The sequence below is a fragment of the Candidatus Frankia alpina genome (genome assembly GCF_902806485.1).
GTDB lineage: Bacteria > Actinomycetota > Actinomycetes > Frankiales > Frankiaceae > Frankia > Frankia alpina.
Window position 1 is genome coordinate 1 of the sequence record NZ_CADCWT010000022.1, and the last position, 26,427, is coordinate 26,427.

Below are 26,427 nucleotides of genomic sequence, written 5' to 3' on the forward strand. Positions count from 1 at the left end.
GTGCAGGTCTCCGACATCCACCCAGTCGCCGGTGCTGCGCTGGAGCTGAACGGTCAGGGATCGCGTGCTGGCCACTAGATCTCAGCTCCTAGCCCGGCGACCAGTAGATCGCCGAGCGGAGGTCGAATTATCGAGCTGGGCTCGAGCCGGCTGTCCAAGAAGTCGTGCACTATCTTCTCGATCGCGCGTCCGCGGGCACGCAGAAAATGGTCCCGGCCCCAATCATTCCAATCGCGCCAATCGGCCGATTGATTGGCCAATTGATCATCGATGGCATAGCTCGCAAGAATGTGCGGGTCCCGCACCTCGAGAAGCGGAGGAGCACTCGGCGGCCACAGGGCAAGGTTGGCGGCCTGTCGAGCAAAGTTTTGGAGTTCGGGAATAATTTCGGTTACCGCATCGGTCCCGAATTCCTCCAGCTCGCCGGCGACATCGACCGGATTCCCGCCGGCGTCGAGAGGATGCAGTGAATACAGCGCGAGCAGGAAAAGGCTGTCTTGGGCCCCGACTGGGTTCACGTTGCTGCTCAGGTCGACACGTGGCGGCGGCCGGTCTGGCACCGAGTGAAGCAATGCCCGCACGAACCAGTACGGTTCGGAAAGTCCGACATCCGAATCTGCTGCCGGGGCATCGGGCCCGGCCACTACCTTCCGGAGGGCCGCTGGCCAACCGCCCTCGCCGAAACCGTGCGCCCATCCCCGCCAGAGCCAGCGCGCGAGGAGTCGACCAATCCACGGATCGATGTCTTCGTACAGATGAAAGAACGCGGCAAGAGCCGGGAGCGGCGCCATGTTCGGCACAAGCTCGCGGTGCGGAACACCGATCCCCTGCAGAAAACCTATACCTTTGGCAATGGCCTGCTCGGTGCGGTCGTACCAGTCAGCAGGATCCTCGGTGGGCGAGAATTCCTCGTCCAGGCTACGATTTATATCACCGCCGCGGATGGCGAGGAGGCTTTGTCGTACATAGCGCTCGGGAATCGTGCCGAACCCGCGCGCCGCCAGCTCCTTCGCCACGCTTGCCGGGCTACTCGGCTCGGGCCGACCGGCAAAAGAGACGCGGAACACCTCGGCGCGACTCATCGGCTTACCTGCGGAGTTCACGCGGCCAAAGATCAACCGGATCAGATCCCGGTCATCGCTCGCCACCACATACGCGGGAATTCGATAACTCCGGAGGGAGTCGTTCAGCCGGTGGACTGCCTCGAAGTCCTCTTCCTTCAGATCTTTGGAGTGATTTCGCAGCCAGGCGAAAAGGTCGCTGGACGCCCGGAACTCGTGCAGCGGAATCGCCCGTGTCGAGATGACCCCCTCGCCCGGGTGCACGAACTTCTTCGTGCCGAGGTCAAAATAGACCGCGAACCTTTCGCCCGCGTCGTCCGTATCGTCGACATCGGGCGAGAGTGCCAGCGCAAGCGAGATGATCCGCTTCTGGCCGTCCACGACCCAGAGCGCGTCGCCGACATCAGGGACGGTGAGGGAGAGCGGGCCAAGCTGGATCTGGCCGGCCGGTCCGGGTCGACGCCAGAAGATAAGCGTGCCGACCGGAATGCCCCGGTAGAGGCTGTCGAAGAGATCGCGCACGTCTTTCGCGTCCCAGCCAAAGGACCGCTGGAAGGTCGGGATCCTGATCCCGCCGGAGCGGACCCGCTCGACGAGTTCCGGAATGGAGATGAAGGTGGGAAAGGACTCCTCCAAGGACATCCCCCCAGCCATGTCCGTACCCCTCCAGTGGACCGCAATCTCTTCGCCGCTCAAGACGCCGCGCTGATTAACAGGCTACTCTCGGTTCTAGACCTCCTTGCGGGCGATCACCAGGTAGGTGCCCGCGAAACCGGCGCCATGGACGTAGCGCCGGGCGAGCCGGTCGAGGATCCGGGCGGTGATCAGCAGGGGGCTGACCACCGCCATCATGGCGGCCCAGGCCGCCAGGTGGGCGGGGCCGGCGGCCTGGCGCAGCCAGGGCATCGGGCGCGGCGCGATGGCGGCGACGGCGATTAGCAGGGCGGCGGTGAGGTCGCCGAGCCCGCGGCTGGCGGCGAAGCGTACCAGGACGGGCCGCAGGCCCCGGTCCTCCAGCGCGGCGAGCAGGTTGTCCACCGGGATGAGGTGCGCCCGTTCCGGCACCGCCCAGCCGGCCCAGAACCGGCCGAGCAGGCGGGCCTGGTGGCACTCGACGTTCGCCAGCTCGCACAGCACGTGCCCGCCGGGCGGTAACGCCTTGGCGACGGCGTCGAGCTCCGCCGACGGATCGTCGGTGCGTTCCAGGTAGCCGAACATGCTGATGACGTCGTAGCGGCCGGCCACCGCGTCGACGACGTCGGGCAGCCGGCCGTGGTGGGCATGGTCGAGCCAGCCGCGCCGCAGGCCCTCGTCCAGCCCGGGGAACGTGTCGACCCCGTCGAACACCGTCGCCGGCCACACCTCGCGGGCCGCGTTCGGGAAGTGGCCGTAGCGGGAGCCGACGTCCAGCCAGGTGCGCGGGACTGTGAACGGGCGCACGGCGGCGGCCTGCCCGCGCCGGTCGCGGGCGATCACCGCCAGGGCCTGCTCGGCGATCCCGGCACGCAGCCCGTCGTAACGGTCCCGGTCGTAGAACTCGCGGCCGGCGGGGCTCAGCGCCGGGTTGAGGAACACGTGTCCGCAACGCCGGCAGCCGTCGAGGCGGAACCGACCGGGTTTACGCAGGAACATGTCGGGCGAATCGAGCCGGGTGGCCAGCTCCGCCGAGCCGCACCAGGGGCAGTCGGCGCGGGCGCGGCGCAGGAACCGGGCCAGGCCGGCGCGGACGTCGCGGCCGTAGGACGCCCGGCTGGCCGCCGTCCGCTGCTTCTTCGCGTGCTTGACCGGGTCGGCCGGCAGCCCGGCGGCCTTGGCCTCGGCGGCCCGCGCGGCCTGCGCGCGGCCGGCGCGCACGGAGTCGATGACGAACAGCACCCCGCTGAGGATGCGCACGATCGGGGAGCGGATCAGATCGCGAGGGGACAGCGGCACCCGGCCGGCGCAGACGAAGAACGGCTGGAACCAGAACAGTGCCGTGGCCGCGAGCCCCCACGGCCGGTTGACGTGCACGCCGATGGCGGTGGCGAGCTGGGGCACGAACGGGAAGAGCTGGTTGCGCCGGGTGAACCGGTACGCCCGCTGCTGGACCCGCACGCGCACCGCCGCGTCCTCCCGGGCGGCGCGCAGCCCCGGCAGCACGGCAAGGTCGGTCGACCCGGACGCGAAGGTCTTCAGCCACTCGGTGAGATCGACGAGCTCCACCTGGTCGAAACCCTCGCGGCGGGTGATGCCGGCCCGGTCGAGGATCTCCGAGCGGACCAGCAACGCCTGGAAGGCGCCGCGGCCGGGCACACACCGATCGGTGCGGTAGGTGCGGGTGTCGACCATCCGGGCGAGGTCGAGGGCGCGTTCGACGGTGAGGTCCGCGGGGACGAGGTCGAGGACGTCGAGCTTGTCCCTGCTGGCGTGGTAGCTTGCCGCACGCCGCCCGCTGTCGGTCAGCCGGACCCCGTCGGCGACGAGGAACTCGTGCGACGGATCCACCGGTCGACCGGAGGCGGGCAGGGTCTCCAACCGGCGCAGCCGGCCACGCAGCCGCACCCCGTTGATGAGCAGGCCGACGCAGACCAGGACCGGCAGCCAGTCGAGCACGCCGGTCAGCCCCGCACCGGCCCGACTTCGGCGCCACCACGCCGGCGAAGCATCATGCGACGAGTTTCTCAAGCCGGTCGGCGGCGGCCGCAACCCCTCCCGCCGCAGCGAAGGCGTCGCGCAGCCGGCCGGCGGCCTCCCGGTGGCCGGGCTCGTCGAGCAGAGATGTCACCGCGCCGCACACGGCAGCGGGTCCGGCCCGACCGAACTTGATCCGCAGACCGGCGCCGCTGCGGACGACCTGCTCGCCGATGACCGGCTGATCGTCGCGGACCGGGGCGACGACCAGCGGGACGCCGTGCGATAAGGACTCGCAGACGGTGTTGTTGCCGGCGTGGCAGACCACCGCGGACAGCCGCGGCATCAGGTCGACCTGCGGCACGATCGGGGCCACGAGCAGGTCGTCGGGGGCGGCGGCGGCCAGGTCGTCGACGAGCCCGGCCGGAGCGACGAGGACGGTCTGCGCCCGGCCGGCCAGGCCCAGCATGCCCTCCGCGGCGGCCCGCAGGAACCGCCCGCCGGCCTCCCGGGTCACCGTGCCGAGCGAGACGAGCACCGTCTCGCGGTCGGGGTCCAGCCATTCCCAGGGGAACGAAGCGGTCTGCGCCCGCCGGCCGACCGGGCTGCCCACGAACGCGACGTGACCGGGCACCTCGGGGTTGCGCAGCAACTCCCGCACGGACGCGACGAGCGTGAGTTCGTCGGAGAACCGCAGGTCGCCGGCGGCCGCCTCGACGGCGGGCACGCCGCGCGCGAGCTGGAAGTCCCGCAGCAGATCGGTGATCCATCGACCGAGCCCGGCCATCACCCCGTACGGGTTGCCGAGCTCGGCCGGGGTCGTGGCGAGCGTGGCCCAGCGCAGCCGCCGGCGGCGGGCGACCAGGGCCGCCCCGACCGCCTGCTGGTCGATGACCAGCGCATCCGGACGGAACGCATCGACGGCCTCGTCGATCGCCGGTTCCATCGCCGCGGCCAGCGGCAGCAGAAAGTCCTCCCACAGGAACTTCAGCGACGCCGCGCCGCGCAGTGCCCGCGAGCGGGCCACGATTTCGGCGCGGTCGGCCTCGTCGAGTGTCTCCGGCAGCGCCAGCAGCGGCAGCCCCGGCGGGACCAGCTCGCCGATCACTCCCGCATGGCCGGCGACGGCGACCTGGTGGCCCCGGGCGGCGAGCTCCCCGGCAATCCCCACGGCCGGGTTGACGTGCCCGGTCAGCGGCGGCACGACGAACAGAAAGCGGCTCACGGCCGCGTCAGCCCACCGCCGGGCGGCGCCCGGCATTCAGGTCGGGCGGCGGCACCATCTGCGTCACCCAGTCCGGGGTGGCGAAGCTCCGGTCGTCCTCGCGGACGTAGGGCGGCGGTGGCGTGCGCCGGTCGAACAGCCACCAGTTCAACAGGGTGCGCAGGTAGGCGGTGGCCTCACGCAGCACCATGTGGGTGTGGTGCTCCAGCACGATCAGGGAGCAGTCGGGGACGAGGGCGGCGAGCCCGGCGGCCTGCCCGATGATGTCGGAGTTCTCCCCGTACACGGCGAGCACCGGGACTCGCAGCGCGGCGAGCGCCTCGGCGGAGAACGGCGGCGTCGCCAACATGTCGGTCGCGATCGTCGTCTCGGCCAGCAGGCGCTGGGCGGCCCGGGCTGTGCGGACGGCCGCCCGGCCGGCACCGTTGGCCAGCCACTGTTCGACCTCGTCATCGTTCATCGCGACGAGGATCTGGCTCAGCGAACGGGCCATCTCCTTGCCCAGGCCCTCGATGAGGAACGGCGGCTCGATGAGCGTCAGGCTCGCGACCCGGGCGGTGAACTCCAACCCGAACGCCAGGGCCAGCGTCGCACCATAGCTGTTGCCGATGACGTGCACCGGGCGGTCCACGCCGAGCGCGTCGAGCAGCCCGGCGAGGTCGGCCATCGAGTCGACGAGACGGTAGCCCCCTCGGGTGCGCTCACTGCGGCCATGGCCTCGCAGGTCGTAGCAGATGACGTCGCAGCCCGCGTCTGCCAGGTTGGTACCCAGCGAAAAGTAGAAGCTGGAGATGTTGTCCATCACCATGCCGTGCACCATGACCACGATCGGCGAGTCCGCGGACGCTCCCGCACGGGATTCGAGCCGCTGCACATGCAGCCGGACGCCGTTCGCGATGACCTCTGCCACGAGCCTTACCTCCTTCCGGCGGTCTCGGTCGCCGGCAGGCTGCTGACGATGAACCGGACGACCTCGCCGACCTGCATGTTGATCACCTGGTCGACGTCCATCGTGGCGAGGAAGCCGACGAAGTCGACTGCCTCGCCGTAGCGCTCCCGAAGCCGGTCGGCAAGCGCCACGAACTCGATGCTTTCCAGCTCGAGGTCATGGCTGAACGTGCTCTCCATGGCGATGTCCATGTCGATCACGTACTCCTCACCGATGATCTCGCGCAGGTCCTCGCTGACCTCGCCGAGCACCCGCGTCTCGTGCTCCGCCCGGCCGACACCGCCCGGTCCCGCCGTCGCCTGAACAGACATGATCGCTACTCCTTCTTGTTCGGAAGGCCGCTCGCCTCGACCTCGGGGGAGGTCCAAGCGACCACATAGGTCGCGGCGCCGGCCCGACGGGCGGGGGCGCCGTCACACGCTGCTTCCTGACCGATGACGGTGGCGGAACGCACGTCCCTCGCCACAGCCCGCTCGCCGACGCCGCCCGAATCCGGCTCGGGGGCCCCGGGCTGGCCGCCTTCCGGCTGGATCTGGCCGGAGGCATCCACCGTACGCAACGCCACCCACCGCGAGCCTGATGGAACCGGCCCGCCGGGATCATCCTTGTGGATGGTGACCCGGACCAGTTCGGGCGGTGCGTGCCCGGCCCAGTCGGCCGCGGCCCAGGCGCGTCCGGGCGGGTGCGGGCCGTCGACGACGAACTGGCGCGGCCGGCCCGCGAGCCCGGTGCCCTCGGCCTTTGCGGCCGCCTCCTTCGCCGCCCACAGCCGGGTGAACCACAACGCCCGGCGCCCCGGATCACCGCCGGCGACCCGGTCGAGCAGGTCACGTTCGGCCGGGGCGAGCGCCGCCGCCTCGACCCCGGGCGCCCGCACGGTGATCTGCTCGATGTCGATGCCAACCGCCCCGTCCGCGGACACCAACGCCACCGCCAGCTCCGGCTTGTGGGCGAGGGAGACCCGCGGGGGGTCGTCGGCCGGGATGCCCGGCCGCGCCGGCAGGGCGCCGACCAGCGGGGCGCCGTGGGCGTCGTGGGCGATCCGGACCTCGATCCCCCAGACGGGACCCGCGCCCCGCGCCCACAGCCAGCGCCGGACGGCATCCTGGACGGCGATGCGCCCCAACAGCCAGCCGCGCGCGGCCCGCGGGTTGAGGCCCGCCAGCCGGGCCCGGTCCACGGCGTCGGCGTAGTGGCGCACGATCAGTTCACGCGAGGCCGAGTCGGTCCAGCGGTCGAGCACGACCACCCAACCCTCACCGGAGGGCTGGGCCACGGTGTGCAGCTCCGGGGCGCGGACCATCGCCCAGAGCACGTCGTCGTTGGCGAACCGCCGATCCGTCCAGGCGGACACGACCGCCCACACCGACCCGTCGAGGCGGCGCAGCTCCATGTCGGCGGTCACCGTGCGCTCGGTGACCTGCCGGATCCGCACGACGCAGTCGACCAGGTCGCCCGCCACCGGCGCCGGGCCGTGGAAGCTCAGGTCGGCCAGGGACTGCGGCAGCAGCAACGAGTCCCCGGGCAGGGTCTCCATCCCCCAGTAGCCGAACAGCTGGCCGGCGTTGTCCAGCAGCGCACCGGACGCGGACGGCACCCGCAACCGCCCGCGAATGCCGGTCGAGGCGATCGCCTCGACGTGGTGAATACCCTGGTAGCCGGGCCCGTGAAAGAGGAAGCGACCGGCGTAGAGGTCCTTGCCCTGGTGCCGGGAGGGCCGCTCGCCGGGCAGTACGGGACCGGTCGGGCCCGCCGGCAGGTCCGCGGTGGCCGCGGTCGTCCACGGGGACGGCGGATAGTCGTCGGCGAACACGACCGTGCCGCGGGCGTAGCCCTCCATGGTCACCCGCACCGCATCCGGCCCGGCCGAGGCGAGGATGACCGACACCTCCACGGCGGGTTCGATGGCGAGCCAACGCAGCGCCCGGACGTCCCGGATGCCGATCGGCACGCGGCCCGGCATCATCTCCGCGGCCTGCTCAACCATGAGTTCGAGCACCTCGGCCATCGGCACGACCGGGAAGGTGTCGGACAGGTCGCTCCAGCCCGGCGGCTGCCGGTAGAAGCAGTGATCGATGATGTGCGGCATCGACGCCAGGGACAACCGGCGACGGACGGTCCGTGGCTCGGACGCCAGCGCCCCGCCACTGCCGGCGGCAGGCGGAGCACCCTCGCCGACGACGGACGCGACGCCGCCCCCGCAGTCGCGCACGCCAGCATCGCGGGGCGCCGGCACGCCGCCGGCGCTGCCCGGTGGGATGCCCACCCCGCCTGCCGCGGGCACGGCGCGCCGCCGAGGCGGCGATCCCGGCGGGGCGGTGGGGCTGAGCGCCCACCGATCGACGACCGCGGACATCACCGCGTCCGCGTCGGCGAGCGCCGCACGCAGCTCGTCGAGCACCGGGTGGCCGACGGCGGAGCCCAGGGCGGCATGGGTCGGCTGCGTCGAGCCGAGCAGGTCCGCGCCCGCGGGTCCGAGGCGCACCAGCGGCGCGCCGAGATTCAGCCGGACGGAGGCACCGCGGCGGCGCGGCAGCTCGATGCGCCGCCCGGCCGGCGCTGCGACCGGGGCCGGCGCCGCGACCGGGGTGGCGGGCGGCTCGGGGCGGGTCCGGCAAGGCAGCCGATCGAGCCGCGAGGCCGCGCCCTCCACCCACAGGGCGGCGGCCACCCTACGCAGCTGATCCACCCCGGACCGCTTCGGGGAATTCGTGACCAGCGCGATGTGGTCGTGGCCGGGCAGCGTGTCGTCGACGAACCCGGCGACGCTGCCCACGCCGACCTGGACGAACGCGCGAACCCCGGTGTCATGCAGCCGGCGGATGAGCTCACGGAAACGGACGGGCTCGATGAGATGGCGCAGGGCAAGCGCCCGGACGGCGTTGTGGTCGCGCGGGTAGGGCGCGACCGTCGTCGCCGACCAGATCGGGATCGTCGCCTCGCCGAGTGTGGTGCTGGCGAGGCTGGTCCGCAGCCGGTCCGCGTAGGGGTCGAGGAACGGGGAGTGGAAGCCGGAGCGGAACGGCAGGACCTGCCCCAGTACACCGTCGCGGCGCAGCCGCTCCAGCGCGGTGCGCACGCTCTCCTCGCCCCCGCAGATGATCGACTGGTGCGGGCAGTTGTCGTGGGAGACGACGATCCCGTCGAGGTCGGCGATGACCTCGACGGCGCGCACGGCGCCGCAGCCCAGCGCCCCGAAGACGACTCCGGGCACCTCAAGCGCCGCCGGGTCGAAGCCGGCGATGAAGGCGTCGGCGAACTCGCCGGCGATCAGCCCACCGCTGATCATCGCGTTCCATTCGCCGATGCTGTGCCCGCCGACGAGGTCCGGGACGATTCCCAGCCGGCGCAGCGCCTCGTCGAGGATGCGCCCCACCTCGACACTCGCGACGCTGTGCCGGCCGAGCATTCCGGTGTCATCGAGGGCCGGTCGGGCGAGCCCGAAATGCGCGCAGACATCGTCGATGCGTGGGGAGAACTTGTCCTCCAGGCCGCAGAACAGGAACGCCGTCTGCCCGGGTGGCGTCCCGTCGGGCCGGGCGGGGTCGAGCAGGCCGGCCGGGGTGAACCACAGATCGTTTCGGCCCCGCCACGGGTTTCCCCGCTCCACGACCGTGCGGGCCAGCGTGAGCCGGCGCGGGTTCGGGGCGACCAGGGCGAGGCGCCAGGGGCCGCCGGACGGCGGGTTCGCCGCGTCATCCCGGTCGAGCAGCTCGGCATCGGGGGCATCGAGCTGAGCGAGCAGCTGCGCCGGGCTGCTCCCGGCGAGCAGCAGGACCAGTTCCGCGGCCGGGTCGGCCACCCGCGGCGCCGCCGCCGCCCCAACCGCCGGCAGCCCAGCCACCGGCAGTCCGACTCCCGCCGGATCCGCCGGTGCGGCGGCGGGGAAGGTGCGGGCCGGGGTCGTCGGGACGGCCGGCGGCGCCTCTTCGACGACGAGGTGGGCGTTGATCCCGCCGAAGCCGAAGGCGTTGACGCCGGCGCGCCGTGGGCCGCCGCCCGCCGGGGTGTCCCAGTCGGTCGCCGCGCGCACCGGCGCGAACCGACTGCCGGCGAAGGCGGCGTGCGGCTCGTCGCAGTGCAGCGTCGGCGGCAGCAGCCGATGGTGCAGGGCGAGCGCGGTCTTGATCAGGCCGGCCGCGCCGGCGGCGGGCATCGCATGGCCGATCATCGACTTGACCGAGCCGATCCCGATGTCCGCCCGCCCCGCGCCGCCCGTGCCGGCCGCGGCCGCCGTGCCGAAGATCCGGCCCAGGGTGGCGAGCTCCACGGCGTCGCCGGTCGGGGTGGCCGTGCCGTGCGCCTCGACCAGGCCGATCGCGCCCGGTGCGGTCGGGTCGAGCCCGGCGTCCGCCCAGGCGCGGCGCACGGCGAGGGCCTGGCCGTCGGTGGCGGGGGCCATCAGGGAGGCGGAGCGGCCGTCGCTCGACGTGCCAGCGCCACGCAGCACCGCGTAGATCCGATCGCCGTCGCCGCGGGCGTCGGCCAGCCGGCGCAGCACCAGCATGCCGACGCCCTCGCCGATGAGGATGCCGTCCGCGCGCCGGTCGAACGGACGGATCGCCTCACTCGGCGACAGCGCGCGCAGCAGGGAGAACACGCTCCAGAACGACGGCTCGTGGACGAGGTGGGCGCCGCCGACGATCATCGCGTCGGTGCGGCCCGAGCCAAGATCGCGCATCGCCATCTCGACGGCGATGAGCGACGACGCGCAGGCCGCGTCCACCGTGTAGGCGGGACCGCGCAGGTCGAGCCGGTTCGCGATGCGGGACGCGGCGAGGTTGGGCACCAGGCCGATCGACGCCTCCGGCCGGGCCGGGCCGAGCTGCGCGACGAACGCCTCGCGGACCCGTTCGACCGCGTCGGCGGGCAGGTCCGGCAGGACCTCGCGCAGCGTCGTGACGAGCTGGCGGGAGGTCCGCACCCGCTGTTCGAGCCGGGCCACCCCGGATCCCACGTATCCGCCGCGGCCGAGCACGACGCCCACCCGTTCGGCGTCGCCGAGCCCGTCGGGCCCGCCGGCGTCCGTGATCGCCTCGGCGGCGAGCCGCAGCGCCAGCAACTGGTCCGGCTCAGCCCAGTCGACGGAGTTCGGCACGAGGCCGAACGCCGTCGGGTCGAACGTCGCGAATTCGTCGACGAAGCCGCCGCGCCGGCAGTAGAAGCCGTCCGCCGCACCGGCCGGCGCCGCGCCCGCGCCCGGGCGCGCGCCCGGCACGGCGGGCGGCCGCTCGGGCGGGAAGTAGTCGTCGACATCGAAACGATCCCGCGGGAGCGCCCGGATCGCGTCGACCCCGCCGGCTATGTTGCGCCAGAACGTGTCGAGGTCGCCGGCGCCCGGGAACAGCGCCGACATCCCCACCACGGCGATCGGCGGCGCCCCGGACCCGCCGCCGGGGTCACGCATCGAACGACCCCAGGTCGGCGCACATGTAGACGACCTGCGCCGGCCCGCCGGACGGGCCCGCCAACTCGCGCAGCAGCGCGGCGACCCCGACGGCCGGGTCGATCAGGCCGATGCCGCGGCGGGCGTACTCGCGGGCGAGTTCCACCGAGACCATCCCGCCACCCGCGGCGCCGGCCGGCGAGGCCCAGGGGCCCCAGTCGACGCTGACGACACGGCCGGCGAAACGCCCCGCCGCCGCGCTCGCGAGCGTGTCGAGGGCATCGTTCGCGGCGGCGTAGTCGGCCTGGCCCCGGTTGCCGAAGACCCCCGCGACGCTGCCGAACAGGGCGACGAAGCCGACGTCGTCGCGCACCGCGGCGAGCAGCGCCCGGGCGCCGTCGACTTTCGTCCGGTAGACCCGGTCGAAGGACTCGGGCGTCTTGTCCCGCAACAGCCGGTCGGCGAGCAGGCCCGCGCCGTGCACCAGCCCGTCGAGGCGACCGCGGCGGGCGTAGACGCCGGCTACCACCGCGGCGACGGCCGCGCCGTCGCGCACGTCCACCGCGTGGTACCGCACCGAGGAGGCGAGGCCGCCCAGGATCGCCAGCGTCGCCCGCACCTCCCGCTCGGCCAGCAGCCGGGCGACGCGGGCCTCGATCTCGGCCGGGCGACGCACGCCGGTCTCGATCAACGCGCGGCGCAGCGCCGGCGCGTCGGCGGCGCCCGCGGTGGCGGGGTCCTCCGGCCCGGCGGGTGGCGTGGTGCGCCCGATCAGCTCGACGGCGCAACCGCTGCGCCGAGCGAGCTCGATGGCGACCGCCGCGGTGATGCCCCGGGCGCCGCCGGTGAGCAGCACGACCGAGGACGGTCCGAGCCCGGCCGGCAGGTCGCCGGCCCCGTCGGCGCCCGCGGGCCGCACCCGCGGGGTCGCGCGCACCCCGTCCCGGTAACCCACGACCAGCGGTCCGCCGGGGGTGAGCAGCTCGGCGAGCAGGCTGTCCGCGATCCGGCGGGGCTCGTCCTTCGGCTCGACGTCGACGAGGCGCAGCACCAGGCCGGGGACCTCCCGGGCGATCGTGCGGACGAGACCGGCGAGCCCCGCGCCCGGGGTCAGGCGAACGGTGAACTCGCCGGCGTCGGCGCGTCGGGCGTACTCCAGGGTGTCGATCGCGCGCGGGTCGGACGTCGTGCCAGGGCGGGCGGCGCGGCCGAACCGCCCGCCGTCGCCGGTGGCGATGAGCACCCGCCGGCTGCCGCCGAGAGCGGCGACCTGTAGGGCGGGGAACGCGCTGGGCAGGATCGCGTGCTCGTCCGCATCCGGGTCGGCGGAGGCGATCCAGATGAGGCCGTCGGTACCGACCCCGGCCCGGATCTGGTCGACGAGGCCGGCATCGTCGGCGGCGAGGATCCGCACCTCGGCGCCCGCCTGCTCCAGCCGGGTGGCGAGCGCCAGGCCGACCCCGAGACCGCCCTCCACCAGTAGGAACCGGGAGCCGGAGAGGTTGACCGGCGCCGCACCGGCCGGCGCAGGCAGGATCTCCGGCTCGACGACGAAGCGACGCAACGCAATCGCCTCGGGCGACTCGCCGATCACCGCCGCCGCCACGGTGGAAGCGCTGGCCGCGCTGGGCGCACTTCCACCGGAGGCCGAACCGACGATCCAGTCGACGATGCCGCGGACGGTCTTGATCGCCGCCAACTCCTCGACGACCTCCTCGTCCAACTCCCCCGAACCCGCATCCACCAACCCCAACCGCGCCGCCAACTCCCCCAGAATCTCCGTCCGCTTGATCGAATCAATCGACAGATCAGCCTCAAGATCCAGATCCGGCTCCAGCATCTCCACCGGATAACCCGTCTGGTCCCCGATCACCCCCACCACCGCGTCCAACACCACCGGCCGATCCAGCGCCGCGGGCCGAGCCGCCGGGGCCGCCGGCGCGGTGGCAGCCGCCGGAGCGACGACCGGCGGCAGGTCGGCGCCCGCCGAGTCCGGCACAGGTCGTCGTGGGGCCGGCGCAGTCGCCGCTGTGCCGGCGGTCCGCGCCTGCCCCGGCTGAGCCTGGTGAGGGACCGCCGGGACGGCGCCGATGCCATCGCGCGCCGCCGGGCGGCCGAGGCCGGTCGGGTCGTAGCCCAGGTAGCCCAGCACCACGTCGCGCTGCGCCGCGACCAGCTCACGGGTGGTCCACAGGAACTCCAACACCACGGCGTCCACCGGGCCGCCACCTCCAAGCTCGGGCAGGCCGGCGGCGAGAACCGCCGGATCATCGGTCGGGTCAGCGGGCACGAGCGGTGGCGCCGGGTTCCGCGAGACGAATCCCCGCACACCCGCGATCTCGGAAAACTCGACGGAGGGTGGCGCAGCGGACGGTCTCACCGTGGATGCCGTGGATGCCGCCGTGGCGTCCGCGGGTGCTGCCGTGGCCGGCGTCGCCGGGTCGTCTGCGCCCGAACCGAGGGCGCGGGCCAGCCGGGTCGGCGGCCGCAGCCCGCCCGGCAGGAAGCGGCCGTCGGCGGTGCGCACGTAGGCCCCGTCGATCAACCAGCCGGGCCGGCGTGGCACGTCTGTGGCGCTCACCATCCGGGCGTCGCGCCCGGTGAACAGGGGCGCCGAGTCGACGCCGACGCCGGCCGCGGCGAGCTCGGCGAGCGCGAACAGCAACCGGCGCAGCCCCGACTCCCCCGCGACGTCGGTGGCCACGACCCGGTGCGGCCGCCCGTCGAGAATCTTGCCGACAAGCTGGGAGAGGACCCGACCGGGGCCGGCCTCGACGAAGGTGCGCACGCCGGCCGCGTACATCGCCTCGATCTGCTCGTCGAACCGTACCGGCGCCGCCACCTGGCCGGCGAGCGTCGCTCGCACCTGCTCCGGCGCCGACGGATACGGCTCGGCGGTGGTGTTGGACCACACGGGCAGCGCCGGTACGGCGACGTCGAGCGCGGCGAGGCGGGCGGCGAGCGTGCCGGCGGCCGCGGCCACCACCGGGCTGTGGAACGCGCAGGCCACCGGGATCGGCCGGGCGGTCAGGCCGGCCCGGCCGAGGGCGGCCACGGCCTCGCCCACGGCGGCGGTCGGCCCAGAGATCACGCACTGCCGCGGGGCGTTGTGGTTGGCGATGACGACATGGCCGCCGCCCGCGGCGCCGCCGAGCCCGGCAAGCACCTCGCGTACCCGCTCGACGGGCGCCTGGACAGCGGCCATCGTGCCCGGGTCGTCCCCGGCTGCGGCGAGGATCGCGGCGGCCCGCGCCTCGCTGAGCCCGACGAGGTCCGCCCGGTCGAGCGCCCCGGCGGCGCACAGGGCGATCAGCTCGCCGTAGGAGTGCCCGCCGACGTGGTCCGGCCGGACCCCGAGCCCGGTGAGCAGGTCATGGACGGCGAGGCCGGCAAGGCCGAGCGTCGGCTGGGCCGCCCGCGTGTCGGTGATCGCCGCCACCTGATCGGCCTTCTGTTCCCGGGTGAACGCGGCCGGAGGAAACATCGTGCCGACCCACTGGGGGGCCAGGTCAAGCACGGCCCGCAGCCGGGGGAAGGCGACGAACAGGTCGGCGAGCATCCCGGGCCGCTGGCTGCCCTGGCCGGGGAACAGGAAGACGGTCGCGCCCGGCTCAGTGTCGTTACGGACGAACAGCCCGGCACGGGGGTTCGCCGTGAACGTGCGAGCCGCTTCGATGGCGGCGGGCAGCCCGTCGAGATCCTCGACGACGAACGCGACCTGTACCGGGCCGCCGCCGGCGGCGCAGGTGGTTCGGGCCAGATCGCGCAGGCGGAACGGCCGCCCGGCGTCGTCGTTCGTACCGACCAGGGCGGCGAGCCGGTCCAGCGCCCGGCCGGCGGCCGCTCGGTCGGCGCCGCGCACGGCGAACAGCTCCGCGGGCCACTGGTCCAGGCCGTGGGCGGGTTCCGGCCCGCCGTCGTAGGCGGACAGCACGACATGGAAGTTGGTACCGCCGAAGCCGAATGCCGACACCCCGGCGTGGCGCTGGCCGGGGGGCGCCGCCCAGGGCTTCGCGGCCTCGTCGAAGTAGAACGGGCTGGTGTCGGCGTCCCAGTAGGTGTTGGGGGTGTCGATGTGCAGGGTCGGCGGGCGCACGCCGGTCTCGACCGCCTTCGCCGCCTTGATCAGCCCGGCCAGGCCGGCGGCGCACTTGGTGTGCCCGATCTGTGACTTCACCGAGCCGACCGCGCACTGGCCGGGGGTCGCGCCGTGGTCGGTGAACACCTCGGTGAGGGTCGCGAGCTCGGTACGGTCGCCGACGACGGTGCCGGTGGCATGCGCCTCCAGCAGGCCGACGTCGCTCGGCGAGATACCCGCCCGCGTGTAGGCCCGTTCCAGGGAGAGCACCTGACCGGCCTTGCGCGGCGCGGTCAGCCCGAGGGCGCGGCCGTCGGAGGAGCCGGCGACGGCCCGGATGACCGCGTGGATGCGGTCGCCGTCCCGCTCGGCGTCGGCGAGCCGCTTGAGCACGACGGCAGCGGCGCCCTCACCCAGGCTGGTGCCGTCGGCGCCGGCGTCGAAGCTGCGGCAGCGTCCCCCCGGCGACAGAGCGTGCACGGAGGAGAACAGCAGGAAGTCGTGCGCGCCGGCGTGGGTGTCCACCCCGCCGCAGAGCACCAGGTCCGAGCTGCCGGCGAGCAGTTCCTTGCAGCCGGCGTCGAGCGCGGCCAGCGACGAGGCGCACGCCGCGTCGACGGTGAAGTTCACCCCGCCGAAGTCGAGTCGGTTGGCGACCCGCCCGGCGATGACGTTCGCGAGCATGCCCGGGAAGGAGTCCTCATCCAACTCGGGCAGGAACTCGTCGAGCTCGGCGGGCAACGGCCCGAGCAGCCCCGGCCACAGCGAGCGCAGCCCGTAGGCGCCGGACAGGTCGGTGCCGGCCTCGGTACCGAAGACGACCGAGGCGCGGGAACGGTCGAACGGCCGGCCCTCACCGGCCGCCTTCTGCCCCGTGTCGTAGCCGGCGCCGCGCAGCGCTCGGGTGGCGACCTCGAGGGCGAGCAGCTGGCTGGTCTCGATGCTGCGCAGGGACCGCGGCGGAATGCCGTAGGCCAGTGCGTCGAACGGGACCCGCGGCAGGAATCCGCCCCACTTCGACGGGGTGCGCCGCCCGGCGTCCTTCACCACCGCGTCGGCCCGGTAGTACACCTCGGGATCCCAGCGGTCGGCGGGCACCTCGCGGATCGCGTCGTTGCCGGCGACGACGTTCGCCCAGAACGAGGCGAGGTCGGGCGCGTCGGGGAAGATCGCGGCCATCCCGACGATCGCGATGTCGAGCGGCTGACCGGCGGGACGGGAGTCCCCCTCGGTCGCCGCCGCCGCCGTCACCGCCGTCACCGCCCGGCCCGCGGCGCCGGTCGCCCGGCCCCGCCCACCGCCGCCGGTACCCGCACCGTCCATGTCCGCCCCGTTCTGCGAGCCGCCCGCCGGGCGCCGCGTGCCGCCGGCCGATCCAAGCGCGAGCTCCGGCCCGGCCGGCCCGGCCGGCACGCCGAGTTCGGCGGCGCGGCCGGCGAGAGCGGCGGTGGCCTGCGTGGTCACCTCGTCGTGCAGGGCGGCGACGCTCGTGCGGTCCGAGCGCAGGGCCGCCACCTGCCCGATCATGAACATGCCGTCCCGGGCCTGGGCCGCCGGGCCGACCTGGACGACCTCGCCGCCGTCGCGGCGCAGCCCCTTGCTGGCCACCCGCAGCCGGCCTAGGTTGAGCGCCTCCAGCTCCTCCCACATCTGCTGGCGGGGGGTGGCGGCGGCGAGCAGTTCGCGGCGCCGGTCCAGAAAGGTGTGGACGTAGGCGGACTCGACGCACCGGGTCGCGTGCCCCGGGGAGGTCTCCAGCAGCACCGTGCGCTCGCAGTCGAGGGCGGCCTGCTGGAAGCCGGGCAGGATCGCGCCGGAGGCGACGGCCTCATCGGTGAACAGGTAGGCCGTGCCCATCAGCACGCCGATGCCGGCACCCCGTTCAGCGAGCGGGGCGGCCGCGGCGGCGACCATCGCCGCCGAACAGGCATCGTGCACCCCGCCGGCGAACAGCAGGTGCAGCCCGGCGAAGAAGTCCGGACCGGCCTGGTCGCTCTCACCGAACGCGAGCAGTCCCGCGATCTGCGCCTCCCACAGCGGGAAACTCGCCCGCGGCCCGACGTGACCGCCGCATTCCCGGCCCTCGAAGACGAACTTGCGGGCCCCGTCCGCCAGGAATCGGTGCAGCAGTCGCGGGGACGGCACATGCAGGAACGTTTCGGTGCCGGCCGCCTCCAGCGATGCCGCCTGCGCCGGCCGCCCGCCGGCCACGATCGCACACGGTGGACGCACGTCCCGCACGGCGGCGAGCTGTGCGTTGCGCAGGTCCGCCGGGGCGAAGCCGAGCACACCCACGCCCCACGGCGCGTCCCCGAGCAGGTCGGCGGTCTGCGTCAGCAACGCGCGGCTGTCCTCTCCGCTCATCAGGGCCAAGGCGAGGAACGGCAGGCCGCCCTCGTCTGCGATCGCGCGGGCGAACGCCGCCCGGTCGCTGACCCTGGTCATCGGCCCCTGCGCGACGGGATGGCGCAATCCCCGCGCGGCCGCGAACGGCGCGCCGACGGCCAGCGGACGGGTGCGGGCGGCGGCCGCGATGCCGTCCCGGATGCCCTCCCGCACCGCCCGCACCACCCCGGTGGCGCTGCCGTAACGGTCGGCGAGCGCGGCGGCGAACGCACCGTCCTGGCCGATCGGAAGGAACTGCTCGACCAGGTCGCGGGCGCCGAGACGGGCCGCGACCGCGGCGCCATCTCCACCGGCCCCGCCGTCGCTTGTCCCGGGGGCGGTGACCGCGCCGTCCGCGGCAAGTTCACCGCCGGTGTCGCGCAGGTCGACGGCGGGCCGCTCGGTCCACCCGGTGAGGGCGGCGATGGGCAGATCGGGCCGGACGTAGAGCCGGTGGCCCCCGTGGAGGATGGTCTCGCTGCCGTCCATGGCCCGCACGGCGGCGGCGACCTGCGCGGGCAGCTCCATCTCCCGGACCAGGGCGAGCTGGGAATCCAGCACGACCCCGGCGGCGCCGCCCGCCACCGCCGCCGCCGCCGTCGCGGGGCCGATCCCCCCGGCGGCGAAGGCGGGCACCGCGCCGCCCGCGGCGTCGCGCAGCCCGGCGGCCAGCAGATGCTGCAGCAGGGTGAACGTGGTCAGGTCGCCGACGACACCGCCCGATTCGTTGCCCCTCGCGACGAGCCCGACCGCGCCGGCCGCGACCGCGCCGCGGGCCTGGGCGACCGAGGTCACCTCCGCCCAGACCCGCAGGCCCCGCCGGATCAGCTCCCCCGGCTCCCAGCGCCGATCTGTCCCCGGGTCACCGACGACGGCGCTGACACCGGCCGCAGCGCCGACCAGCCGGGGGGCGAGCACCACCAGATCCACCGCGTCGGGCAGCTCGTCCGGGTCGAGCGGGCAGCCGGCGGCGACTCGCACCCCGAACCGTCCCGGCGTCCAACGGGCGGCGTCCCGCAGGCCGTCTCGCGCCGCCTGAGCGGACCGTCCGAGGTCGAGCACGCCGAGGCTGCCCGCCCGCGCCACCGCGGCGACAAGGGCGGCCGAGGGCTGCGCGAACGGCGTGATCACGACTACCAGTTCACGCGCTTCGAGCAGGTCGGAGGCGCCGAGCAGGTCGGGCGTGTCGAGCAGGTCGGAGCGGGCCGGGCAGGCCGCGGGTGACACGCAGGGTGCGGTGGTCATCGGCAGGTCCTCCTGGCAGATCGCGGCCGGGGGCAGGGTGCTGTCGGGGACGAACTAGTCCGGGTCACTGGGCCCGCCGAGGCCGTCCGATCGTCCGATCGGTCCCACGCATCCGACACGTGGTCCGCCCCCGGGTCACCACAAGGACATATCCAGGACAAGAGGCTCACCCACCAAACCAACGTGATGGACACGTTCTGGACGACAGGATCGTCCACATCATCGGTGACCTCCTGGCCGGTGCCGCTGGGCGACAGACGTCCCGGGAAAGCTGCATCTGCACTGACTACGCGGAAAGCGAACGGACCCCCAACAACTCTCGTGGAACTGGTGCGACCGGCGGCCGGAGCGGCCGACTTGCTTAGCCGACCCGACACCGTCAACGTGCGCGGAATACTAGTCGGCTCGGTGCGGAGCACTGCACAGTGGCAGGCCAAAGTCGCGATCACGCACGCCCTGGAGCGTCGCGACGATCGCCGTGACCTGGTCGGGACTCCTTCGATCCAGCGGTTCCCCCACCGCCGGACATCGCCGGTGATGTCGCGGATCGGGATTACGCAGAGCCCGTGCGGATGCGCACCGGGCGACCTCATCAATCCCGGCGACGATCGGCGGAGGTTACGAATTGGTAGCACGCAGGGCGGTATCCCGGACCGCCGAACCCGGCGGTTTCCATTCGACTTCGATCGGCTAAAGGGATGGTGAACAGCCGAGACTACATTCCTCGGACACCGACCTGCACGCGCAAGGCCAGAAGAAATCGGCGGCGAGAGTAGCGCCCCGGGACGTATCGAACCACGGGTGAAGAGCATCCGAAAATTGATCGTGGTAACCGTCGGCCGGGTCAGTCACCGACGGTCCGGTGGCCCCTTCGGGCCCCTCCCAGCTAGCAAGGACACGACTCAACCTAGTCACAGCGTGCCATCAGCCGCAAGCGGGACCGGGCAGAACGATGCTGGCGTTCGCCACTGCACCACCTAACCGGACCAGCCTGCTACGACGGGCAAACGACAGCATCCCACAGATGGGGCATGCTGCGCATCTTGCACAGAAGCCGTTAAGGTGATGATCTACCGCAAGTCCGGAAAATGCGGAGACCGGCTGGTCCCTGGCCCGGCCCGCCCTGGCGTTCCGGCGGCGGCCGACGCCACCGGGGCAGGCCGGACGGCAATCGGGATGCAGCGGGCACGAAGGGCTGCGGTGAGGCGGGGAAGGCGGCCGCCGCCCCACAAAGACGGCAGCGCGCGAACCCGCAGGCGCGAGAACGGGGCCGGCCCGTGGCGCGGGCGGGACATGAAACGACCGCGGGTGGCGCGGCCGGTATCGGCCCGCGCCACCCGCGGTTCGTCGAAAGTCAGGTTGTCGAGGCGCGCCCGTGGCGCGTCGCGTCGGTGCGCCGGCGCCTTCCGCCCGTTCGGGCCGGACCGGCCGGCATGAGGACCGCTGCCGCGGCCGAGGACCGATATCCGGGGTCCAGGGTGGGATCGGCGGCAGGGGACAGCGCCAGGGGTACCGGGCGGCAACGGGCCGCGGACGCATGACCTCGAACCGGAACCCCCCGTGTCCGGACGCGGCCGGGGATCTCCGACGGTTGGGTCAGTTCCTCAACCGGCGAGTCAGGGCCGGGGCGGGCTGGGGGGCGCGAACGCGCTGGTCTCCCGTTGCCAGGCGATGGCGAGCTGCGTGCGGTTCGAGCATCCCGTAGCCACGAGAGCGTGGGTGAGGTGGTGCTTGACCGTGTCGATGCTGATGCACAGCGCCTCGGCGACCTGCCGGTTGGACCGGCCCTCGGCGACGAGTCGCACGACGTCCCGCTCGCGAGCGGACAGCCGTCCCGCGACGGACGGACCAGGATCGGTCCGGATGTAGAAGCGCAGCAGGTTGCCGAGGTGGCGGCCGAGGACGGCGCCGACCGCCCGGTCCCGCGGGCCGAACGCGCCCGGCCGCGAGTCCAGCAGGGAGATGAGCGCGCCCACGTTCGACGGGCCGAACAGGCGCACGAGCAGCTTGGCGTGGATGCCGTGGGCGCGCAAGAAACGCTCCAGCCGCATCCGCACCTCGGGACGCTCCGGAACGCCCAGGTCATCGAGGGTGGCGAGGCCACGCTCGCGGACCGAGCGCAGGCTTTCCGGGTTGCTCAGCGCCTCCAACTCCCGGTAGCGCTCCATGTACGGGCCGGCGAGGCGCAGGGCGAGGCCCCGGCCGGTGGGCCGGGCGTCCTGGAACGCCGTCTCGATCGAGGCGCCCAGGAAGAAGGCTGAATGGCGATAGCCCAGGTGGCGGGCCATGCCGTCGAGGGCCAGTTCACGGAAGGAGGCGAGCGAGGAGGCCCGCTCGCAGTCCTCCACGACGCGCAGGATGCCGCGCAGCTCGGCCGCTCCGAGCGCGAGGTCACGCGGCATCGGGGCGCCGGTGCGGGCGGCCATGCCCGGGCGCATCGGCGCGCCCGGCTGGCCCGGAACCTCACCGCGTCCCATGGGGGACCCGGTCATCGAGGGCCCGGAGCGGGGATGAGACAATTGCCGAGCAGCGGCGCTGCTCGTGGTCGGTGCGGGGTGCCGCGCCGACGCCGGCGCCGCGCGATGTGGGGCGGACGGCGGAGCGGGTGAGCTCGCCGAGGCTCGCCTGGCGATGTGACCCGCCATGCCTATCTCGGTGGATGTGTCCACGGTCACGCCGATTCGCGGCCGATGGGGTGCGTCCTCGCCGATAGCATCGGTCGAGCGGGGAACTCGGTCGGTCACGCGTGCCTCCGGGGGTCAGACTCAGAATCAAACCGGGCGGTGGCCCGGCTGTGGCGATGCCACCGGGTGAATTTCCGGTGAAGGTGGACATGTTCGGCAAGCGTAGGGCCCACCTCCCTCGCTACGCCACCAGTTGCCCACGCCCCTCATTCTCCGCCGAGCCAAACCCACCGCTCGAGTGGGAGAATCGTGCCCTCAACCCGGCCATATCTTTCCGGGGCTGCCACCGTCGCGCTTGAAGCGACCACTTCGCGTGATTTTTCCCTCCCAGAACCATCCCCTAAAGGGGCCACCTCGTCGACGGTGTGCGGGCCTCGCGGCACCCCGATCGCCGGCCAACGCCGAGATCCAGCCAGTCGACCGGCAGCCGGCGCGACGGCCGCGAAACGGCCCCACTACCCGGCACCCTCCACGATGGGTGACCACCCACCCACTAAGTGCCTCACCAGCATGGACCACCGTCACCGAGGGTATTGATATAGGCGTCCCGCCGTTCCGATCGGCGCACCTCCACCGGTCCCCCGCGAGGTCCAACGCCCACGACGCATCCCGCCGAAATCGCTGAGGCCCAGTACGGTCTCGCGCCACCGATACCCTCCCGCCGAAGCCTGGCGGCCGCCGACCATCCCGGTCCGCCGCCGTCCCGCCGACGGGACGAACGAGGTGAACGACTGATGACTCTGGGACTGTCGATCTTCCTGGTTGTGGTGGGTGCCACGCTTCGATATGCCCTGACGTGGCGGGTGGCCGGGGTAGATCTCCCTGTTCTGGGCCTGATTCTGATGGTCGCGGGGATCGCGACCTCGGTGATCTGCGTGCTCCGGGCGGTCGTGCCGCTACCGGCACGGGCCGCCGCGCGCGAACGGCGACTCGACTCCCCCGGCTGGCCCGCCGCCGCCTTCCCTGCCGGGGACGCGGAGGCGCCCGAGCTGCCGGAACCGCACCCGGACCTCGCGCAGCACCCGTACTTCGCGCTGGAACAACGCGTCTTCGGAGGACGGGTGGAGGCCGAGCCGGCGGAACCTCGGGACGAGGCTGGAACCTGAAGAGGCCCGTCGCGCCGACGGCGCCGGATGTCCGCCGGCCGGAAGGGGCCGCTTCAGAGCAGGTGGAGTTCGCGGGCCCGGTGCACGGCGTCCCGGCGGCGCGGCACATCGAGCTTGCGGTAGATGCTTTTCAGGTGCGTCTTCACGGTGTTCACCGAGACGTAGAGCTCGGCCGCGATCTCGGCTGTCGTCAGCATCGTCGGCAGGTAGCTGAGAACCGCGAGCTCCCGATCGCTGAGACGGCCGCCCGCGGCCGGACCGCCGCCGGGTCGTCGATCGTGCCGCGTCGCGTTGGCCGCAGGTCCCGGCCCGCCCGCCCCGCCCGGTCCGGCCAGCCGGGATGCCGCGGGCGGCGCCGGGCGGCGATGCCAGTCCGCCGGGCCGGGCGGGTTCGCGTTCCCACCGCTATGGATGTGGGAGCGGGGTGAGCCCACGACCGCCGAGGAGCCACCGGCGCCAGCCCGGGCGGACGCCGACGCCGTGCTGCCGGGCGCCCGCCACGGCAGCCGCCCGCCCGCGGCGGCCGGCCGGGCAGGCGGGACCGGCTGGGCCGGAGCGGGCACCAGCGCACCCGAAACCCGAGACCCGGTCTGTGGCGACATCCGGTGCGGGTCGGCACCGTGCCTCGCCGGGAGCTCGACCCCCGCGACCGCCCCGGTGGCGACCACGCCGCCCGATCGGTCGCCTGGCCCCGCCCGCCACGCCGCGACACCTGCCGCCGGTGCGGCCACCGCAGCGGCACGCAGGGTCTCGACGAACTCGGGATGGGCGGCTGCCAGCCCCGGATGCGCGTCGAGCATCGCCAGCAGCTCATCGCCGAGATCGAGAAACGGAGCGGCCAACCCCTCGTCCTCGGCGAGGACCAGGGCTCGTGCGAGCAGCGCCGTCGCCCGCGCGTGATCGTCGCGCCGGGCGGCGACGACGGCCGCGAGCGCGCACGCGGCAACGAGCGGGCCGCCCCCGCCGCCATCGGCGCGCAGCAGGCCGGCCACCGCGTTGTCGGCCGCGTCCAGATCCGTGCAGGCGAGATTCGCCCGTGCCGCGGCCAGCGCGAGGACGTGGTCAGGACGGCGGGCGTCGGCCGGGCGCCCCAGCACCTGCCGCGCTGCCTGGGCATTACCGACCGCGAGTAGCAGGTCAACCTCGACGGCCTGCCATAGCGACAGGCACAGCGGCGGACCGGCCGGTCGCCCCCGCCCGGTCAACAGGCGGCGGGCGGCCCGTACGTCGTCCGGCCTGCCTCGCCGGCACCGCGACCGCGCGTCCAGCACCGCGAGGAGGTCGAGCAGATGCGGCGGACACCCAGGGCCCAGTCCGGTGCGAGCGGCCTGGAGATGGCCGGCTACCTGCCCCCCGTCGGCGCGGGCGATGGCCACCATCGCCATCGCAAGATGCGCCTCGGCGGCACCAGCCAGCCCCGGATAAGTCGCCATCATTGCATCACCATGCGTTGAGATGCCCCCACCAGCCGCCTCGGCAAAGGAACCCATCGTCATCTCGAAATCCCCCACCGTGGCAACAGCGGGCGGGGCCGGCTCGCCGGAGCCGGCACCGAGCTCGCCGACCCCGGAGAACACCACCGCGGCCGCCGACTCGGCCAGCCGAAGCCGGCCCCGTAGCGCGTGGGCGAGCGCCAATGCGCCGGCCGCGGAGATCTCGATCATCCGGGCATCCGCCAGCAGGGCCGCCTCGACCGCCTCGGTAAGCGCGTCCACCGCGGGTTCGGCCCGGCCGAGCCACAGCTCCGCCCGCCCCCGCCCGCACCAGGCCAGCGCCGTGACGATCTCGCCGAGGCAATCGGCGTCCCGCTCGGACGGCCCGTCGGTCTGCTTTGCGTGGAACGCGGGGTCGTCAGCACGGACCGGCGCTGCCACCCGCCGGCCGGGGCCCCGCCGCCCGCCGGTGCCGGACTCCGGGCCGGCACGCAACAGCCGGCGAGCCACCCCGAGCATCTCCTCGCCGGCCCCGACCAGTTCGGCCCGGCGCAGTTCGACGAGGTCGGCCTGGGTGGACAGCGAACGACGCCGGGAGACGGCCGACGCCGCGATCGCCGCGCGTGCCGCCTCCAGGCACCGGGTCGCCTTCGCCACTCGGCCGTGGTGCAGATGTCCGACTGCGGCGACGAGCGTGCATTCGGGTGCCCACGACACCCACGACGCCGGCATCGTCGCGAGGATGGGCCCGAGACGCAGCGCGGGGCCGCACAGCGCGTCCACCATCCCGGTGCCGTCGACGAGCAGGCAGGACGCGTACCACCAGTCGCCGGCCCACGCCGCGTGCCGCACCGCCTCCGCCGGCCGACGGTGCGCGGCGAACCACAGCGCCGCCCGCAGGTGCAGCTCGTCGATGTCCTCGGTGCGATCCCGGGTCAGGTCCGAGCGCAGCAGCGCGGCGAGCAGCCGGTGGTACCGAAACCGGCTGCCGTCGGGATGCGCGACCACGAAGCCGGACCGCTGCGCGAACTCCGCAAGCAAGTGCGCGCCGGTGCCGGCCGACGCCGGGGCGGCGAGGTGCGGTTCGCCCACGACGGCGTCGGCCAGCGAACCGGTCATCGACTCCAGCACGCTGGTACGCAGCAGGAAGCGGCGGACAGCCGGGGTTTGGCGGGCGAGCAGCTCGGCGCGCAGGAACTCGACGATCTCCGGCGTCGCGGCCAGCGAGGCGGACGAAGGATCCAGCTCCCCGGCCGTCGTCCGCCCCTCGGCCGGCGCCGGTGCGAACGCCACCGATGTCCTCGGCGGGGACCCGCCGCGCCGGGCCGCCGCGCCGCGGGCCAGGGTTCCTGCCGCCAGGCGCAGGCCGGCCGGCCATCCCTCGGTGGCGTGTAGCAGGTTGTCGACCAACCCGTCCGTCGCCGGCAATCCCTGCGCCTGCAGGAGGTCGGCGGCCTCGGGCCGGGTGAACGCCAGTGCGTCCGCGTCGATCTCGGTGACCCGCCCGGCGACGTGCAGCCGGTGCAGCGCCACCGGCACGGCCCGACCGACCATGATCGTCCTGGCCCGCTCGCCGGCCTCGTTGATCAGGAGTTCCAGCCCGTCGAGGTCCCGGCGTCGGCGAAGCAGGTGGGCGTCGTCGAGGACGAGCACGAACGGCGCCGGCAGGTCGGCGAGCAGGTTGGCCAGTTGCCGATAACCGTGGTCAGGCAGATGGTGCGCAGCGCCGGCACCGGGGCGGGCGAGATCGGGGCCGGCCGGAATGAGGCCGGCGCGACCGAGGCCGTGCAGCAGTTGCGGCCACAACGGCACGCTCGGTCCGTCGGGCACCGTCGGCGTCACCTCCGGATCGATTCGAATCCAGACGAGCGGTGGCCGCTCGGGCCGGGCTGCGGCCCAACAGGCGAGCAGCGTGGTTTTGCCCCACCCGGCCGGGGCCCGCACCACGGTGAGTGGGCGCGTCACCGCCTCATCGAGTGCCTGGCGCAGTCGGGGCCGGTCGAGGCAGTCGGGCGGAGGGGGCGGCATGACGAAATGGCCGCGCACCAAGGGCAGACCGGCGGCCGCGAGGAGACGGGACGGGACAGCACCGGGCACCGATGACTGTTCGTCGAGCATCCCGCACCACCCCCCACGGCAAGTTCGCCCTCGGTAGTGGTACAGCTACTCAGCCGTATGAGCAACCTGTCGCGGCCCGCCGGGCGCCACCGCCGTCGGCTCGGCGACGGGGCAGGCCGGATGGGTCGGGACGACTCGCCGCGCGCA

At 73.7% G+C, this 26,427-nt stretch carries 10 protein-coding genes; 1 reads left to right on the plus strand and 9 read right to left on the minus strand.

What is annotated here, in order from left to right; genetic code table 11:
* Positions 1–74 precede the first annotated feature (74 nt).
* From G6R25_RS04720 to G6R25_RS04755, 8 genes are all read right to left on the minus strand, one after another.
* Complete coding sequence (locus G6R25_RS04720; RefSeq protein WP_163552008.1) at positions 75–1,703, minus strand: DUF262 domain-containing protein; 1,629 nt, start codon at positions 1,701–1,703, stop codon at positions 75–77.
* Between the two features lie 87 nt (positions 1,704–1,790).
* Positions 1,791–3,653 (minus strand): class I SAM-dependent methyltransferase, encoded by a 1,863-nt coding sequence (locus tag G6R25_RS04725; RefSeq protein WP_163552009.1) that lies wholly within the window; start codon positions 3,651–3,653, stop codon positions 1,791–1,793.
* 52 nt (positions 3,654–3,705) lie between these two features.
* Entirely contained in the window at positions 3,706–4,896 is a 1,191-nt protein-coding gene (locus G6R25_RS04730; RefSeq protein ID WP_163552010.1) for a glycosyltransferase, read from the minus strand.
* Positions 4,897–4,903: 7 nt separating this feature from the next.
* Entirely contained in the window at positions 4,904–5,806 is a 903-nt protein-coding gene (locus tag G6R25_RS04735) for an alpha/beta fold hydrolase (RefSeq protein ID WP_163552011.1), read from the minus strand.
* A gap of 5 nt (positions 5,807–5,811) precedes the next feature.
* Entirely contained in the window at positions 5,812–6,156 is a 345-nt protein-coding gene (locus G6R25_RS04740; RefSeq protein WP_163552012.1) for a phosphopantetheine-binding protein, read from the minus strand.
* 5 nt (positions 6,157–6,161) lie between these two features.
* Positions 6,162–11,252, minus strand: coding sequence for a type I polyketide synthase (locus G6R25_RS04745; protein ID WP_163552013.1), 5,091 nt, complete (start codon positions 11,250–11,252; stop codon positions 6,162–6,164).
* A complete protein-coding gene (locus G6R25_RS04750; protein ID WP_163552014.1) occupies positions 11,245–18,939 on the minus strand; it encodes a type I polyketide synthase in 7,695 nt (2,564 codons plus the stop codon). Before G6R25_RS04750 ends, G6R25_RS04745 begins: the two co-directional genes overlap by 8 nt.
* 1,616 nt (positions 18,940–20,555) lie before the next feature.
* Entirely contained in the window at positions 20,556–21,416 is an 861-nt protein-coding gene (locus G6R25_RS04755; RefSeq protein WP_136449107.1) for a helix-turn-helix transcriptional regulator, read from the minus strand.
* A gap of 941 nt (positions 21,417–22,357) precedes the next feature.
* Between G6R25_RS04755 and G6R25_RS04760 the strand changes: the two genes are divergently transcribed.
* Complete coding sequence (locus G6R25_RS04760; RefSeq protein WP_235947433.1) at positions 22,358–22,729, plus strand: DUF6458 family protein; 372 nt, start codon at positions 22,358–22,360, stop codon at positions 22,727–22,729.
* A 53-nt stretch (positions 22,730–22,782) separates the two neighbouring features.
* Here the strand turns inward: G6R25_RS04760 and G6R25_RS24950 are convergent, their stop codons facing one another.
* Positions 22,783–26,280 (minus strand): helix-turn-helix transcriptional regulator, encoded by a 3,498-nt coding sequence (locus G6R25_RS24950; protein ID WP_205446867.1) that lies wholly within the window; start codon positions 26,278–26,280, stop codon positions 22,783–22,785.
* Positions 26,281–26,427 lie beyond the last annotated feature (147 nt).